The following is a 14,792-nucleotide window of genomic DNA, read 5'->3' as shown; positions in this document are numbered from 1 at the left end:
TGAACGCTGATCTGGCGCCATTTTGCCGGGGTCAGGCGACAACATATCTCTATTATGAACCACGTTCAGTGCACTGGTAGCTGTTAAGCCAGGGGCGGTAGCGTGTCTGAACTATTCAATCTACGGAAAATAACGCGTGAAAATTCTTGTTACTGGCGGTGCTGGTTTTATCGGCTCTGCGGTTGTCCGACATATTATTCAAAACACTCAGGATGAAGTCGTTAATGTCGATAAATTGACCTATGCAGGTAACCTGGAATCTCTGGCTGACGTGAGCGCCAGCCCGCGTTACGCATTTGAGCATGCTGATATTTGCGATAAAGCAGCGATGGACCGCATTTTTGCCGAGCACAAACCTGATGCGGTGATGCATCTGGCGGCGGAAAGCCATGTTGACCGTTCCATTACCGGTCCGGCTGCCTTTATCGAGACCAATATCGTCGGCACCTACGTCCTGCTTGAAGCGGCCCGTGCGTACTGGTCAACGCTTGGCGAAGAGGCGAAGAAAGCATTCCGTTTCCACCACATCTCCACCGATGAAGTGTATGGCGATCTGCCTCACCCGGATGAACACCCAGCGTCTACTGAGCTGCCGTTGTTTACCGAGACGACGGCCTATGCGCCAAGCAGTCCGTATTCAGCCTCGAAGGCCTCCAGCGATCACCTCGTACGCGCCTGGTTGCGTACCTACGGGTTCCCGACCATCGTGACCAACTGCTCGAACAACTACGGTCCTTACCACTTCCCGGAAAAACTGATCCCGCTGGTGATCCTGAATGCGCTGGACGGTAAAGCGCTGCCGATTTACGGTAAAGGCGATCAGATCCGCGACTGGCTGTATGTTGAAGATCACGCCCGTGCGCTCTATACCGTGGTAACTCAGGGTCAGCCAGGCGAGACCTACAACATCGGCGGCCACAACGAGAAACAAAACCTCGATGTGGTTCATACCATCTGCGATCTGCTTGATGAAATTGTGCCGAAAGAGGGTTCATATCGCGATCAAATTACCTACGTAACTGACCGCCCGGGCCATGACCGTCGTTATGCCATCGATGCCGATAAGATTAGCCAGACGTTAGGCTGGAAGCCGCAGGAAACTTTCGAGAGCGGGATCCGCAAAACGGTGGAGTGGTATCTGGCCAACACCCAGTGGGTGGAGAACGTGAAAAGCGGTAACTATCAATCCTGGATTGAACAGAACTACGGGGAACGTCAGTAATGAATATCCTTTTGTTCGGCAAAACAGGGCAGGTGGGTTGGGAGCTGCAGCGTTCGCTCGCCCCGCTAGGTAACCTGATTGCCGTCGATGTTCACTCTACCGAGTATTGCGGTGATTTCAGTAATCCTGAAGGTATTGCTGAAACCGTGCGCCGCATTAAGCCGGATGTCATCGTCAATGCGGCGGCCCATACCGCCGTAGATAAAGCCGAGTCTGAGCCCGAATTCGCGCAGTTGCTGAACGCCACAAGCGTGGAAGCCATTGCCAAAGAGGCTGAAAAAATCGGTGCCTGGGTTGTGCACTATTCTACTGATTACGTTTTCCCGGGTGATGGTGAAAATGCGTGGCGAGAAACGGATGCCACTGCACCTTTGAATGTGTATGGCGAAACCAAACTCGCCGGTGAAAAAGCTCTTCAGGAAAATTGTGCACGCCACTTAATTTTCCGCACCAGCTGGGTTTATGCGGGCAAAGGGAATAACTTTGCCAAAACCATGCTGCGTTTTGCCAAAGAACGCGCGGAGATGTCGGTCATCAACGATCAGTTTGGTGCACCAACAGGCGCTGAACTGTTGGCAGACTGCACGGCGCATGCGATTCGTGTGGCTATGAAACAACCTGAAGTCGCAGGGCTCTATCACCTGGTTGCAGGTGGCGTGACCACCTGGCACGACTACGCCGCGCTGGTATTTGACGAAGCGCGTAAGGCTGGCATTGAACTGGCGATTACTAAGCTCAACGCGGTACCTACCAGTGCTTATCCTACCCCTGCACTTCGCCCAAATAACTCCCGTCTGAACACGGAAAAATTCCAGCAAAACTTTGATCTGGTATTACCTCAATGGGATATCGGCGTAAAACGTATGCTGGCTGAGCTGTTTACGACTACTGCGGTCTGACCTTAAATTTAATGCCCGTTTACGGGCATTTTGCACATATAGAGATGATGAAATGAAAACGCGTAAAGGGATTATTTTAGCCGGTGGCTCAGGAACTCGTCTGTACCCGGTCACTATGGCTGTCAGCAAACAACTGCTGCCGATCTATGACAAGCCGATGATTTACTACCCGCTGTCCACGCTTATGCTGGCGGGTATTCGCGACATTCTGATTATAAGTACTCCTCAGGATACGCCACGCTTTGAGCAATTGCTGGGTGATGGCAGTCAGTGGGGCCTGAACCTGCAGTATAAAGTCCAGCCGAGTCCGGACGGTCTGGCACAGGCCTTTATCCTGGGCGAAGAGTTCATTGGTGAGGACGATTGTGCGCTGGTGTTGGGTGACAACATCTTCTATGGCCATGATCTGCCGAAGTTGATGGACTCCGCGGTAAGTAAAGAAAGCGGTGCTACCGTCTTTGCTTATCACGTCAACGATCCTGAGCGCTATGGTGTCGTTGAGTTTGATAAAGACGGTATTGCTGTCAGCCTCGAAGAAAAACCGGTTGAACCAAAAAGTAATTACGCCGTTACGGGGCTCTATTTCTATGACAACAGCGTTGTTGAGATGGCGAAAAGCCTTAAGCCGTCTCCGCGTGGTGAACTGGAAATTACAGACATCAACCGTATTTATATGGAGCAGGGTCGCCTCTCCGTTGCCATGATGGGACGCGGTTTCGCCTGGTTGGATACCGGTACACATCAGAGCCTGATTGAAGCAAGTAACTTTATTGCGACGATTGAAGAGCGTCAGGGGCTGAAGGTGGCTTGTCCGGAAGAGATTGCGTATCGCAAAGGGTTTATTGATGCAGAGCAGGTATTAAAATTAGCAACCGTATTATCCAAGAATGCATATGGTAAATATCTTTTAGGCTTGGTCAAATAGTATTTATTTTTAGTGCGTAATTTTTAAAGTTTGAATTTTGGAGTAAACGTGAGAAATTACATTAGCGTAATATCACATGGACATGCTGAATTAATAAAAGAAATTAACGCACTTCCATATTTGGCGAAAGAAAACATTGTCGTATTAAAATGTAATAATCCGGAAGATTATCCGGCACTTTCGTCGTACTGTGAAATGCATGGGATTCATTTATTGGCTGAAAGTTTTAGCCTGGGATTTGGAGAAAACAATAATTATGTTTTCAACCATTGCAGAAATAAACTGAATCTGCAGGATGATGACTATTTTATTGTCATGAATCCTGATGTAAAAATTGGAGATGCTGACTTCACAAGACTCCAAAATCATCTGATCAAGGATAATGCTAATTTAGTAGCAATAAATCTTTTCAAAGATGACGAGAGAACAATTTCAGACGATTCGATAAGGAAATTTCCAAATTTAATTCATTTCTTTAATTCATTTGTTTTTAAGAAAAATACCACCAAATATAATAAGCTTTCGATAAAAGAACCACAATGTGTAGATTGGGCAGCGGGGTCATTCCTTGTATTTAAAGCTAGCCATTATGCTGCGCTTAAGGGTTTTGATAAAAGATATTTTATGTATTGTGAAGATATTGATATCTGCTACCGGTCATACAAAATAAATTCACCAGTGATCTATTACCCTGATGTCACCGCTGTTCATTTAGCAAAACATGCAAACAGAGCTATCATTTCTAAACATTTTTATTGGCATTTAAAAAGTGTAATAACTTTTATGGTGAAAAGATATTTTTAACATATTGTGAATTATAACTAAATTAAAGATACTTTGTTTGTATTTGCAGAAACAAATTTTGATTGTCTTAAGTGAATCGCCTGGATAATATATAATTATCTAAAAGCGGCTGCGCAGCATAACAATGTAGTCATATAAGAGTATTAATTGATTAGCTATGAACAATAATAAAGTAATTGCCATTATTATCTTATTCAAGCCTGAATATGATGTTCTAAATTTATTACTCGATAGCGTTGTTGAGCAAGTCGAAAAAATCCTGATCATCGATAATACACCTGACCCACAAGTCAAAGAAATAGAAAAGCTCATTATTAAATTCGGTCAGAGAACGCAATACGTTCCTCTATTTGATAATGTCGGTATTGCAGCCGCACAAAATGTCGGCATAAAAATGGCGAAAGACAGTAATGCTTCTCACGTCTTACTCCTGGATCAGGATAGTATCTTACCTGAGAAAATGGTTGAAGGACTACTCTCAGAAGAGGCTGGTTTACTGTCTAAGGGTGTGTCAGTAGCAGCAATAGGGCCATCATATATTGATCAGAAAACGAATGAGTCAGTTTCTGCGGTAGAAGCATCATTCCTCAGAACCAAACGAAAAAGTCATAGTGGTACAAATGAGCCACTGCATAGTGATTACATTATCGCCTCAGGTTCTCTCATCAGGGTAGATGTTCTCAATAAATATGGTCTAATGAGAGAAGAATTATTTATCGATTGGGTAGATATTGAGTGGGGAGAAAGATGTCGCGTGAATAATTGTTATTCCTTCGTTTCTCAAAATGTCATTATGAAACATAGCATTGGTGATGAGCATGCGAATATACTTGGAAAAACAATCTATTTGCACTCAGATTTCAGGAATTATTTTATTGTAAGAAATGCAGTGTACCTGTCCAAGGATAAGGGCCTTCGTCTGAAATTACGTTTCTCAATGCTGTTTAAGGTCCCTTATTATATTATACTCTTCTCTCTGTTATCTAAGAGTAAGTTTTATTCCATGAAATTATTAAGCAGAGCAGCATTAGATGGGATGCGAAATAATATGGGTAAAGGCTATTTCAAATGACGGCATATTATTTAACTTATCTGTTAAGTTTGATCTCCACAAAAGCGATAACTTTCTTTAATAGCCGTGATAAAAATTTCGGGTTTTTTCTGTGGGCAACGTTTCTGTTATTACTTTCGCTTTTTGCCTCACTTCGTGGTGAGGGAGTAGATCGCGATTATTTAAATTATATTAGTTGGTTTGAACTCATAAATAATGAGTTTTGGGTTGCGGTTGAACAAAAGAAAGACATTGGCTTTGTTCTGTTATACAAGTCTTTGGCTTTTATAACAGAGCAACCATGGTTTTTTTTCTTTGTGGCAGGTTTTATTGCATTAGCTGTCAAAGCTAAGTTCGCTTCAAAACTGCAATTTGGGAATTTTGCCGCATTAATATTTATTCTTATTATATCGCGGTTTTATTTAGTTCATGAACTTACACAAGTACGCGCTGGTTTGGCGATTGCAATTGCATCATACGCGGCAATGACTCTGCTTAATGGCGAAAGATTCAAATCGCTGTTTTTCTTTGTTATTGCAATATCTATACATGTTTCAGTGATTATCATTCCTCTATTCCTATTGGTACGTAACAACTGGCCTGCTTTAAATAAACGTTTTATGCTACTTCTTATTCCTGTATTGGGTATTTTTTCAGGAGGAGTATCAAGCCTTTTATTAATGTTTATTGATTCGCAGAGAATCATGGTTTATATAGATACTGACGAAGCAGGTGCAATCTCACTACTGTCATTTTATTATTTAACCAGAATGGCTGTCTTCTATTTTATTGTCTTAAAGTTGTATCAACATACAAATAACATCCAAAAACTTGTATTGTTTTTCTCTTCGACAAGCCTTTTCTTTAATGCTGCATTTGCATGGAATAGCGTTCTTTCATTAAGAATGGTTGAGGTGTTGGGATTATTTGATATGGCTATGTTTGTAATGCCTTTGCTTTTTATGAAAAATAATAGTGTATGGTTATATAAAACAATGCTAATAGGTTTTTCCTTTGTCATGTTTTTCTCAACAACTAAAATAATACAGCCATATCATACTGTTCTGGAGTGGTGGTAACGAATGCTTGATGATGTAGAAATAAAAAGGGTCATTAGGAACTCTGGCTACATGCTCATTACGCAGGGAATTACATATATTTCCCCGCTATTAATTTTGGGCTTTTTAATAAAAAATCTCGGGATTGATGGATTTGGAAAATATGCAGTCTGCCTTGCTGTTGCAGCATATATACAAGTTGTAATAGATTACGGGTTTTCATTTACCTCAAGCCGTGCGATATCTCAGAACAGAGATAATAAAAATTTAGTCTCTAATGTGTTTTGGATGACAATCAGTATTAAAATTTTGCTAGCTGTTGTCATATTTCCTTTTTATTATTTCATAGTTAGCTATTTGGTTAATGATGATGTATTAAAAGAAGCATTGATTTTTGCCTATCTTCTCGTTCTCGGTAACTCTTTTTTACCAATTTGGTACTACCAGGGAAAAGAAAATCTTAAACCAATTGCTTTTTTAAATTTAATATCTCGCGCATTTTCATGCGCCCTCGTTTTGTTATTTGTCAAAAACAAAAATGATATCAACATTGCATTAATTTGTCAGTCTGTTCCTTCTTTGGTATGTGCACTGATTGCAATACTTATCCCGGTTTATAAGCAAGAAGTGCAAAATACAATACCAAAGATAAGTTTTGTGAAAGAAGAATTAGCTGCTGGCTGGAGCATGTTTACCGCAACCCTATATTCCGTGATACTAAGTAATAGTGCTGTATTCCTTTTAGGAATTATGACTAATCCTGTCATTGTAGGTGCCTATGCTACGATTGAAAGAGTTATTAAGGCATTTACATCATTATTTGCTCCTTTAACTCAGTCAGTTTATCCTTATAATTGTAATAAATTTAAAGAATCCATATCTTCTGGTTTGAATTCTGTTAATAAAACAGCCAAGCCAATTATGGTACTTGCTGCGCTGGGAAGTTTATTTATAATTATAGCAATGCTTTTTTATCATTTTTATTGGGTGGAAAATAAGATTGCAGGATTTTTGCAAATTGCAACTCTTCTGACTCTTTGGATGTTTTTTAGTGTATTAAATAATATTCTTGGTATTCAAACGTTAAGTGCTGCAGGCCACAGCCGGAGCTATAGCAATAGTTTTAAATGCGTAGCTATTTTTACATTAATATTAATGATTGTACTTATAAATTATTGGCAAAATGTTGGCGCTGCAGTATCGATGTTCATTGGTGAATTAAGTTTAACTATTTTACTGATAAGTAAAGTTAACAAATTAGTTAGTCTACATAAAGTTGAGTGATAATATGTCTAAGAAAATTCTTTTAGTGTTTGGTACACGTCCAGAAGCAATTAAAATGATACCGCTTATAAAGAAGATTCAAAATGATGTCCGTTTTGACTATAAAGTTTGTGTAACTGCTCAACATCGCGAAATGCTTGACCAGGTGCTTTCAATTTTTTCCATTACGCCAGATTACGATTTGAACTTAATGAAACGTGGTCAGCAACTGGTTGATTTGACAGCATCAATGATAATCAGTTTTTCCGAGGTATTACAAAACTACAAGCCTGATTATGTCCTTGTCCATGGCGATACCTCGACTACTTTAGCATGTACAATTGCTTCATATTATAATCAAATTAAAGTTGGACATGTGGAAGCTGGCCTCAGAACTGGCAATCTACTTTCGCCGTGGCCTGAGGAAGGTAACAGAAAAGTTGCTGGTGCTTTAGCTTCAATACACTTTGCGCCTACAGAAACCTCACGATCAAATTTACTCAAAGAGAATGTCCCGGATGACAGCATTTTTGTTACCGGGAATACTGTAGTTGATACTTTATTTTTGGCCAAAGAACTTATTAAAGCGGACCTTGGTTTTCAACAGGGAATCCATTCTAAATATAATTTCTTGCAGAATGATAAACGTTTGGTGCTCATCACGGGGCATCGTCGTGAAAGTTTTGGAAAGGGGTTTGAAAATATTTGTGAGGGAATCAAGGATGTCGCAAGACAGTTTCCTGATACCAATTTTGTTTATCCGGTTCACCTCAATCCACAAGTGCAAGAACCCGTTAATAGATTACTCAGTTCGGAGCCAAATATTTTCCTGATTCAACCGCTCGATTATCTTCCTTTTGTATACTTTATGGATCGCTCTTACTTTATTTTGACTGATTCTGGCGGTGTTCAGGAAGAAGCCCCATCACTCGGCAAGCCTGTGCTTGTAATGAGGGATACAACCGAACGTCCTGAGGCTGTAGAAGCGGGAACAGTTAGATTGGTTGGTACGAGTCGTGAAGCAATATTCAGCGGTATGAAAAAACTTCTGGATGATGCTGTTTTCTACAGCGAAATGTCACACGCCCACAATCCTTACGGTGATGGCAATGCCGCAGAACGCATCTTAGATGCTCTTGCAAACGCACACTAATTTTATATTTGCTCTGACACAATGGATTATTTATGATTCTCTTTATTGCTGATTATCCTACCGAAATAAATATACGAGATGGGATGATGCAGCGGATTGCTGCAATAGATGGTTTAGTAAGTGATGTTGAGCGAGTTTATATGAATGTTTCCTTTAAACGAAACATGCGTAGGACATCAGTAACCATCGGTAATTGCCGGGTAGAGAATATCAATTTCTTTGTTCATTTTAAGTTAATTACTGAAGAAATTAAAAGAGCCAGATTTATTTATTGCCACTCTGTCATTAATCTATTTAAAGTATTTCCAGTAATGGATTTTTCAAAGTTAATCCTTGATGTGCATGGTGTTGTACCTGAAGAACATAAATTTATGGGTAAGTCACTTTACTATCATTTATTTAATGTTGTTGAGCGTCGAGCTATTAAGTATGCACATAAAATAATTCATGTTACAAAGGCGATGGAGAATCACTTTCAAAATAAATATAATTTTGAGAATATAGCTGAACGCTCTTTGGTTTTTCCAATATTTGAATCACTTGCGGTGACGAAAAATATCGAAAAATGGAGCGAGAGCGAATTTGATTGCGTATATGCCGGAGGAACCCAAGCCTGGCAAAATATTGATATGATGATGGGGCTAATCAATAATAAAGAGAAGGATGGGAAGGAACGGTATAATGTTTTTCTTCCTGAACTACAAGTTCCCATGTTCAAGAAAAAATTTTCGGCAGTCATTGATAATGCAGGCATTAAAGTAGGTAGTCTTTCAAAAGAACAAGTCATTAATGTCCTTATGGAAAGCCATCTTGGTTTTATTCTGCGAGATGAAATTCTGGTGAACAGGGTTGCCTGCCCAACCAAATTAATAGAGTATCTGGAATGTGGGGTTATCCCTATTATTCATCATGAAAACATTGGTGATTTTTCTGTTTTAGGATATCAGTATCTCACTAAAGATGAATTCCTTGCTGGATTGTATACTGGCGAGGATTTAAAGATAAAAGCTGATATTAATTATGGCGTCATGCAAAAATATAAGGAAATGACGCATGTAGCACGAAGTGAAATAATCAAAATCTTACATGCATAAATATTTTCAATGCACTTTGCTGGCATGCGGAGTTTACCGTAACAACCAGGTTGGATTGTTTCTCTGCTCTGATATTTATAAATTTTTTAACCGCTTAATAAATCATACATTCCGAAATGTTAGTATGAAATTTATTAAGTTTAGTGTGTTTAGTAATTACTACTATTCATTCTGATGTTAACTGGGTTAACATCTGAGATACACTTTAAACCGTGCATGCTTTGCGCGGTGACCACACCTGACAGGAGTAAGTAATGTCCAAACAACAGATCGGCGTCGTCGGTATGGCAGTGATGGGGCGCAACCTGGCGCTGAACATCGAAAGTCGTGGTTATACCGTCTCCGTTTTCAACCGCTCCCGTGATAAAACCGAAGAAGTGATTGCCGAGAATCCAGGCAAAAAACTCGTTCCTTTCTATACGGTGCAGGAGTTTGTTGAATCTCTGGAAACGCCTCGTCGTATCCTGTTAATGGTGAAAGCAGGTGCTGGCACCGATGCAGCCATCGACTCGCTGAAACCGTACCTGGAAAAAGGCGACATCATCATCGATGGCGGTAACACCTTTTTCCACGATACCATTCGTCGTAACCGTGAACTGTCAGCTGAAGGCTTCAACTTCATCGGTACCGGTGTATCCGGCGGTGAAGAGGGCGCGCTGAAGGGCCCATCCATCATGCCTGGCGGTCAGAAAGACGCTTATGAGCTGGTCGCGCCAATCCTGACCAAAATCGCTGCGGTTGCTGAAGACGGTGAACCGTGCGTAACCTATATCGGTCCGGACGGTGCAGGTCACTATGTGAAGATGGTTCACAACGGTATCGAATACGGTGATATGCAGCTGATTGCCGAAGCCTATTCTCTGCTGAAAGGTGGCCTGAACCTCTCTAACGAAGAACTGGCGCAAACCTTCACCGACTGGAACAACGGCGAGCTGAGCAGCTACCTGATCGACATCACCAAGGATATCTTCACGAAGAAAGATGAAGAGGGTAAATACCTGGTTGATGTGATTCTGGATGAAGCGGCGAACAAAGGTACCGGTAAATGGACCAGCCAGAGTTCACTCGATCTGGGCGAGCCACTGTCTCTGATCACCGAATCGGTCTTCGCACGTTATATCTCCTCTCTGAAAGAGCAGCGTGTTGCAGCATCTAAAGTGCTGACCGGTCCACAGGCGAAGCTGGCAGGCGATAAAGCTGAATTTATCGAGAAAGTCCGTCGCGCACTGTACCTGGGTAAAATCGTCTCTTACGCGCAGGGCTTCTCTCAGCTGCGTGCCGCGTCTGATGAGAACAACTGGGATCTGAACTACGGCGAAATCGCGAAGATTTTCCGTGCCGGTTGCATCATCCGTGCTCAGTTCCTGCAGAAAATTACCGATGCGTACGCTGAAAATGCGAACATCGCTAACCTGCTGCTGGCACCATACTTCAAGCAGATTGCTGATGATTACCAGCAGGCGCTGCGTGACGTTGTGGCTTACGCAGTACAGAACGGTATTCCGGTGCCAACCTTCTCTGCTGCAGTCGCGTATTACGACAGCTATCGTGCTGCCGTTCTGCCTGCCAACCTGATTCAGGCGCAGCGCGACTACTTCGGTGCGCATACCTATAAGCGTACCGATAAAGAAGGTGTGTTCCACACCGAGTGGCTGGATTAATCTGATTTAACTCAGACACGTAGCGAGACCCGGTGAATGTCACCGGGTTTTTTTTATCCGTAATATCCCCGTGTTACCTCACCTGGTTCATCCGACAGGCTATACTGCAGCATAAATCACTATAATTGTCCCTTCCTGCAGCCAGCCATTCGCCTTGACATCAACTCGGCATACGCGGTAAAAACCCAAAAAGTTGCTTATTGCGGTGGGGCGGTTGTCGCTCCCGACACTTAACTTAAAGACGTTAATCCAATGAAAATAACAATCTCCGGAACAGGTTATGTGGGTCTCTCAAACGGGATCCTGATTGCACAGCACCATGAAGTGGTGGCCCTGGATATCGTGCAGGCCAAAGTGGATATGCTGAACCAGAAGATCTCGCCCATTGTGGATAAAGAGATTCAGGATTATCTGACTAATAAGCCGCTGAATTTCCGCGCCACTACGGACAAAGTTGACGCCTACAGCGGTGCGGATTTTGTGATCATCGCGACGCCAACTGACTATGATCCAAAAACCAACTATTTCAACACCTCAAGCGTGGAAGCGGTGATCAAGGATGTGACGGCGATTAACCCGAACGCCGTGATGATCATCAAATCGACCATTCCTGTTGGCTTCACCCAATCGATTAAAGAAGAGCTGGGTATCGATAATGTCATTTTCTCACCAGAGTTTCTGCGTGAGGGCAGGGCATTGTACGATAACCTGCACCCGTCACGTATCGTCATTGGGGAGCGCTCGGAGCGTGCGGAACGTTTTGCTGCTCTGCTGCAGGAAGGTGCCATTAAAAAGGACATCAATGTCCTGTTCACCGATGCGACGGAAGCTGAAGCTATTAAACTCTTCGCCAATACCTATCTGGCGATGCGAGTTGCCTACTTCAACGAGCTGGACAGCTACGCAGAGAGCTTGGGGCTGAACACCCGTCAGATCATCGAAGGCGTCTGCCTCGACCCGCGTATCGGCAACCACTATAACAACCCTTCCTTCGGGTACGGTGGCTACTGTCTGCCAAAAGATACCAAGCAGCTGCTGGCTAACTACCAGTCCGTACCGAACAACTTAATTTCTGCGATTGTGGATGCCAACCGCACGCGTAAGGACTTCATCTCCGACTCCATTTTGGCGCGTCAGCCGAAAGTGGTGGGGGTATACCGTCTGATCATGAAGAGCGGGTCGGATAACTTCCGCGCCTCCTCCATTCAGGGGATTATGAAGCGTATTAAGGCGAAGGGCGTTCAGGTCATCATTTATGAACCGGTGATGAAAGAAGATGAATTCTTCCATTCACGTGTGGTTCGCGACCTGGATGCCTTTAAGAAAGAAGCGGACGTGATCATCTCTAACCGGATGGCGGAAGAACTGTCTGACGTAGCGGATAAGGTCTATACCCGCGATCTGTTTGGCAGCGACTGATTTATCGATACCAAAAAAGCCCGGCATCATCGCCGGGCTTTTTTTTAAACCTTATAAAACTCGCGATACCAGTCCACGAAGTTCTTCACGCCCTCTTTAACCGAGGTCTGCGGTTTAAAGCCAATCACCTCATATAGCGCGGTGGTATCTGCGCTGGTCTCCAGCACATCACCCGGCTGAATCGGCATCATGTTTTTATCCGCTTCAATGCCTAACGCTTCTTCCAGCGCCGTGATGTAGTCCATCAGTTCGACAGGTGAGCTATTACCGATGTTATAGACTCGGTAAGGCGCAGAACTGGTTGCCGGGGAGCCAGACTCAACCGTCCAGTTACTGTCCGCTTGTGGAATAACATCCTGCAGACGAATAATAGCTTCAGCAATATCATCGATATAGGTGAAGTCGCGCTTCATCTTACCGAAGTTATAGACATCGATACTTTTGCCTTCGACCATAGCTTTGGTGAACTTAAACAGCGCCATATCGGGACGCCCCCACGGGCCGTAGACGGTAAAGAAGCGCAGGCCGGTCGTCGGCAGACCGTACAGATGGGAGTAAGTGTGCGACATCAGCTCGTTGGCTTTTTTGGTCGCGGCATACAGCGAAACCGGGTGATCCACGGAATCGTCAGTTGAGAACGGCATCTTACGGTTCAGACCGTAAACGGAACTGGAAGAGGCATACAGCAGGTGCTGCACCTTATTGTGACGGCAGCCTTCCAGAACGTTCAGATGACCCACCAGGTTGGCTTCGGCGTAAGCATGCGGATTGTCCAGCGAGTAGCGTACACCCGCCTGGGCGGCAAGATGGATCACACGGTCGAATTTTTCAGCGGCAAAGAGAGCTGTCATGCCCTCACGGTCGGCCAGGTCAAGCTTATGGAAGCTAAAGCTCGCGGAGGTCAGCCGATCAAGACGCGCCTGCTTCAGGTTCACATCGTAATAGTCATTGAGGTTGTCGATACCCACAACCTGATGCCCGGCATTCAGAAGCCGCTTGCTGACATGAGCGCCGATAAAGCCTGCTGCGCCAGTGACCAGAAATTTCATAACTGTCCTCATCTGTTACTTATCATGCCCGGTGCGTTAAATACCGGATTTAGGGTATGATAACGCGATGCGCAGGGTTACCAAACATCATATTTTCGATATGCCTCATCGGATTCCTATAGAAAATCCGTCAACAATCGATAAACTATATCTGAAACTTTATTATTTGCGCTTTTTGGCCTTGTAAGGATTATATGACGCAGAACAACAATAACGTGGTCACGCGGAGCTGTGACCCTGAGCAGGTTGATTTGATTGATCTTGTAATACAGCTGTGGCGTGGGAAATGGCTTATAGCTGCATTTGTCGTTATCGCTATTGCTATTGCCGGAGCATATCTTGTCTATGCCAAAGAGAAGTGGACTTCTACAGCGATCATTACCCAACCTGATGCGGCTCAAATTGGTAGTTATAGCAACGCGCTTAATATTCTTTTTGGTGGTGGGGCACCGAAACTAAATGATATTCAGGAAGGTGTGATTACTCGCTATAATGCCTCTTTCTCTGCGCTGACTCAGGCTCTTGAAAACCAGGCTGTTCCGGAAAAGCTGACAATCGAACCCGTTGTGAAAGGCCAGCCTTTACCTTTGAGTATTAGCTACGTAAGCGGTTCGGCTGAGGCGGCGCAAAAGCAGGTAGCGCAATATATTCAGCAGGTTGATGAGCAGATCCAAAAAGAGCTTGAAGTTGACCTCAATGACAACATCAAGCAGCAGGTCGTGACCTTAACGGATGTATTGGGTAACCAGGAGACCATCGCACAGGAGCAGAAAGATCTGCGAATCAGACAGATTACGGAAGCACTAAAGTACGCTGAGGCGGCTAATATCACCACCCCAAAAATCCAGCAGACTCAGGATGTTACTCAGGAAACAATGTTCCTGTTAGGTACAGAAGCGCTGCAATCCATGATTGCGCATGAATCTTCCCGTCCACTGACGCTATCTGACAGTTACTACCAGAACAAACAGAAGCTGCTGGATATCCAAAAGCTGAAAATCGATCCGACAACTATCCATGCCTATCGCTATGTGATGAAACCAAACTTGCCGATTCGCCGTGATAGTCCGAAACGTTCAATCGTTATGATCATTGCGGTACTGCTGGGTGGAATCATCGGCTCTGGTGTTGTATTAGGTCGTAATGCCATGCGCAACTACCAGGCCAGAGCCTAAACACATCCGCAAGCTGTAA

13 protein-coding genes are annotated in these 14,792 nt (G+C 43.5%); 12 read left to right on the top strand and 1 reads right to left on the bottom strand.

What is annotated here, in order from left to right; all coding sequences use genetic code 11:
* Window positions 1–136 precede the first annotated feature (136 nt).
* The 11 genes from rfbB (at window position 137) to ugd (ending at window position 12,549) form a co-directional block, all read left to right on the top strand.
* Entirely contained in the window at window positions 137–1,222 is a 1,086-nt protein-coding gene (rfbB, locus tag G7090_RS14970) for a dTDP-glucose 4,6-dehydratase (protein WP_166182935.1), read from the top strand.
* Complete coding sequence (rfbD, locus tag G7090_RS14965) at window positions 1,222–2,121, top strand: dTDP-4-dehydrorhamnose reductase (protein WP_166182934.1); 900 nt, start codon at window positions 1,222–1,224, stop codon at window positions 2,119–2,121. The genes rfbB and rfbD overlap by 1 nt, the downstream gene beginning before the upstream one ends.
* A 52-nt stretch (window positions 2,122–2,173) precedes the next feature.
* The gene (rfbA, locus tag G7090_RS14960) at window positions 2,174–3,046 is read left to right on the top strand and encodes a glucose-1-phosphate thymidylyltransferase RfbA (RefSeq protein WP_166182933.1); all 873 of its coding nucleotides are present in this window, start codon (window positions 2,174–2,176) and stop codon (window positions 3,044–3,046) included.
* Window positions 3,047–3,094: 48 nt separating this feature from the next.
* Window positions 3,095–3,850, top strand: a complete 756-nt coding sequence (locus G7090_RS14955) for a glycosyltransferase family 2 protein (protein WP_166182932.1) — start codon at window positions 3,095–3,097, stop codon at window positions 3,848–3,850.
* Between the two features lie 157 nt (window positions 3,851–4,007).
* Window positions 4,008–4,922: a glycosyltransferase family 2 protein gene (locus tag G7090_RS14950; RefSeq protein WP_166182931.1), complete on the top strand. Its 915-nt coding sequence runs from the start codon at window positions 4,008–4,010 to the stop codon at window positions 4,920–4,922.
* Window positions 4,919–5,980 carry an EpsG family protein gene (locus G7090_RS14945; protein WP_166182930.1) on the top strand — a complete coding sequence of 354 codons (1,062 nt, stop codon included), beginning with the start codon at window positions 4,919–4,921 and terminating at the stop codon, window positions 5,978–5,980. The genes G7090_RS14950 and G7090_RS14945 overlap by 4 nt, the downstream gene beginning before the upstream one ends.
* A 3-nt stretch (window positions 5,981–5,983) precedes the next feature.
* A complete protein-coding gene (locus G7090_RS14940) occupies window positions 5,984–7,243 on the top strand; it encodes an oligosaccharide flippase family protein (protein WP_166182929.1) in 1,260 nt (419 codons plus the stop codon).
* A gap of 4 nt (window positions 7,244–7,247) precedes the next feature.
* The gene (gene wecB, locus G7090_RS14935; protein ID WP_166182928.1) at window positions 7,248–8,375 is read left to right on the top strand and encodes a non-hydrolyzing UDP-N-acetylglucosamine 2-epimerase; all 1,128 of its coding nucleotides are present in this window, start codon (window positions 7,248–7,250) and stop codon (window positions 8,373–8,375) included.
* Between the two features lie 32 nt (window positions 8,376–8,407).
* On the top strand, window positions 8,408–9,469 hold the full coding sequence (locus tag G7090_RS14930) for a glycosyltransferase family 4 protein (RefSeq protein ID WP_166182927.1): 1,062 nt from the start codon (window positions 8,408–8,410) through the stop codon (window positions 9,467–9,469).
* Between the two features lie 254 nt (window positions 9,470–9,723).
* Window positions 9,724–11,130 (top strand): NADP-dependent phosphogluconate dehydrogenase, encoded by a 1,407-nt coding sequence (gene gndA / locus G7090_RS14925; RefSeq protein WP_166182926.1) that lies wholly within the window; start codon window positions 9,724–9,726, stop codon window positions 11,128–11,130.
* Window positions 11,131–11,382: 252 nt separating this feature from the next.
* The gene (ugd, locus tag G7090_RS14920) at window positions 11,383–12,549 is read left to right on the top strand and encodes a UDP-glucose 6-dehydrogenase (RefSeq protein ID WP_106993475.1); all 1,167 of its coding nucleotides are present in this window, start codon (window positions 11,383–11,385) and stop codon (window positions 12,547–12,549) included.
* Between the two features lie 44 nt (window positions 12,550–12,593).
* Here the strand turns inward: ugd and G7090_RS14915 are convergent, their stop codons facing one another.
* Window positions 12,594–13,598 carry an NAD-dependent epimerase gene (locus tag G7090_RS14915; RefSeq protein WP_166182925.1) on the bottom strand — a complete coding sequence of 335 codons (1,005 nt, stop codon included), beginning with the start codon at window positions 13,596–13,598 and terminating at the stop codon, window positions 12,594–12,596.
* A gap of 194 nt (window positions 13,599–13,792) precedes the next feature.
* Here G7090_RS14915 and wzzB point away from each other — a divergent pair, with 194 nt between their 5' ends.
* Entirely contained in the window at window positions 13,793–14,773 is a 981-nt protein-coding gene (gene wzzB, locus G7090_RS14910; RefSeq protein WP_166182924.1) for an LPS O-antigen chain length determinant protein WzzB, read from the top strand.
* The last annotated feature ends 19 nt before the right edge of the window (window positions 14,774–14,792 follow it).

The organism is Leclercia sp. 29361 (assembly GCF_011290365.1).
Lineage (GTDB): Bacteria > Pseudomonadota > Gammaproteobacteria > Enterobacterales > Enterobacteriaceae > Enterobacter > Enterobacter tamurae.
This window is presented reverse-complemented; position numbering and strand designations above follow the sequence as displayed.

Bases quoted from the DNA above. Each gene is read 5' to 3' on its own strand.
- gndA (WP_166182926.1), top strand. From the start codon at position 9,724: ATGTCCAAACAACAGATCGGCGTCGTCGGTATGGCAGTGATGGGGCGC.
- rfbA (WP_166182933.1), top strand. From the start codon at position 2,174: ATGAAAACGCGTAAAGGGATTATTTTAGCCGGTGGCTCAGGAACTCGT.
- rfbD (WP_166182934.1), top strand. From the start codon at position 1,222: ATGAATATCCTTTTGTTCGGCAAAACAGGGCAGGTGGGTTGGGAGCTG.
- wecB (WP_166182928.1), top strand. From the start codon at position 7,248: ATGTCTAAGAAAATTCTTTTAGTGTTTGGTACACGTCCAGAAGCAATT.
- G7090_RS14915 (WP_166182925.1), bottom strand. From the start codon at position 13,598: ATGAAATTTCTGGTCACTGGCGCAGCAGGCTTTATCGGCGCTCATGTC.
- G7090_RS14940 (WP_166182929.1), top strand. From the start codon at position 5,984: ATGCTTGATGATGTAGAAATAAAAAGGGTCATTAGGAACTCTGGCTAC.
- G7090_RS14945 (WP_166182930.1), top strand. From the start codon at position 4,919: ATGACGGCATATTATTTAACTTATCTGTTAAGTTTGATCTCCACAAAA.
- G7090_RS14930 (WP_166182927.1), top strand. From the start codon at position 8,408: ATGATTCTCTTTATTGCTGATTATCCTACCGAAATAAATATACGAGAT.
- ugd (WP_106993475.1), top strand. From the start codon at position 11,383: ATGAAAATAACAATCTCCGGAACAGGTTATGTGGGTCTCTCAAACGGG.
- wzzB (WP_166182924.1), top strand. From the start codon at position 13,793: ATGACGCAGAACAACAATAACGTGGTCACGCGGAGCTGTGACCCTGAG.
- G7090_RS14950 (WP_166182931.1), top strand. From the start codon at position 4,008: ATGAACAATAATAAAGTAATTGCCATTATTATCTTATTCAAGCCTGAA.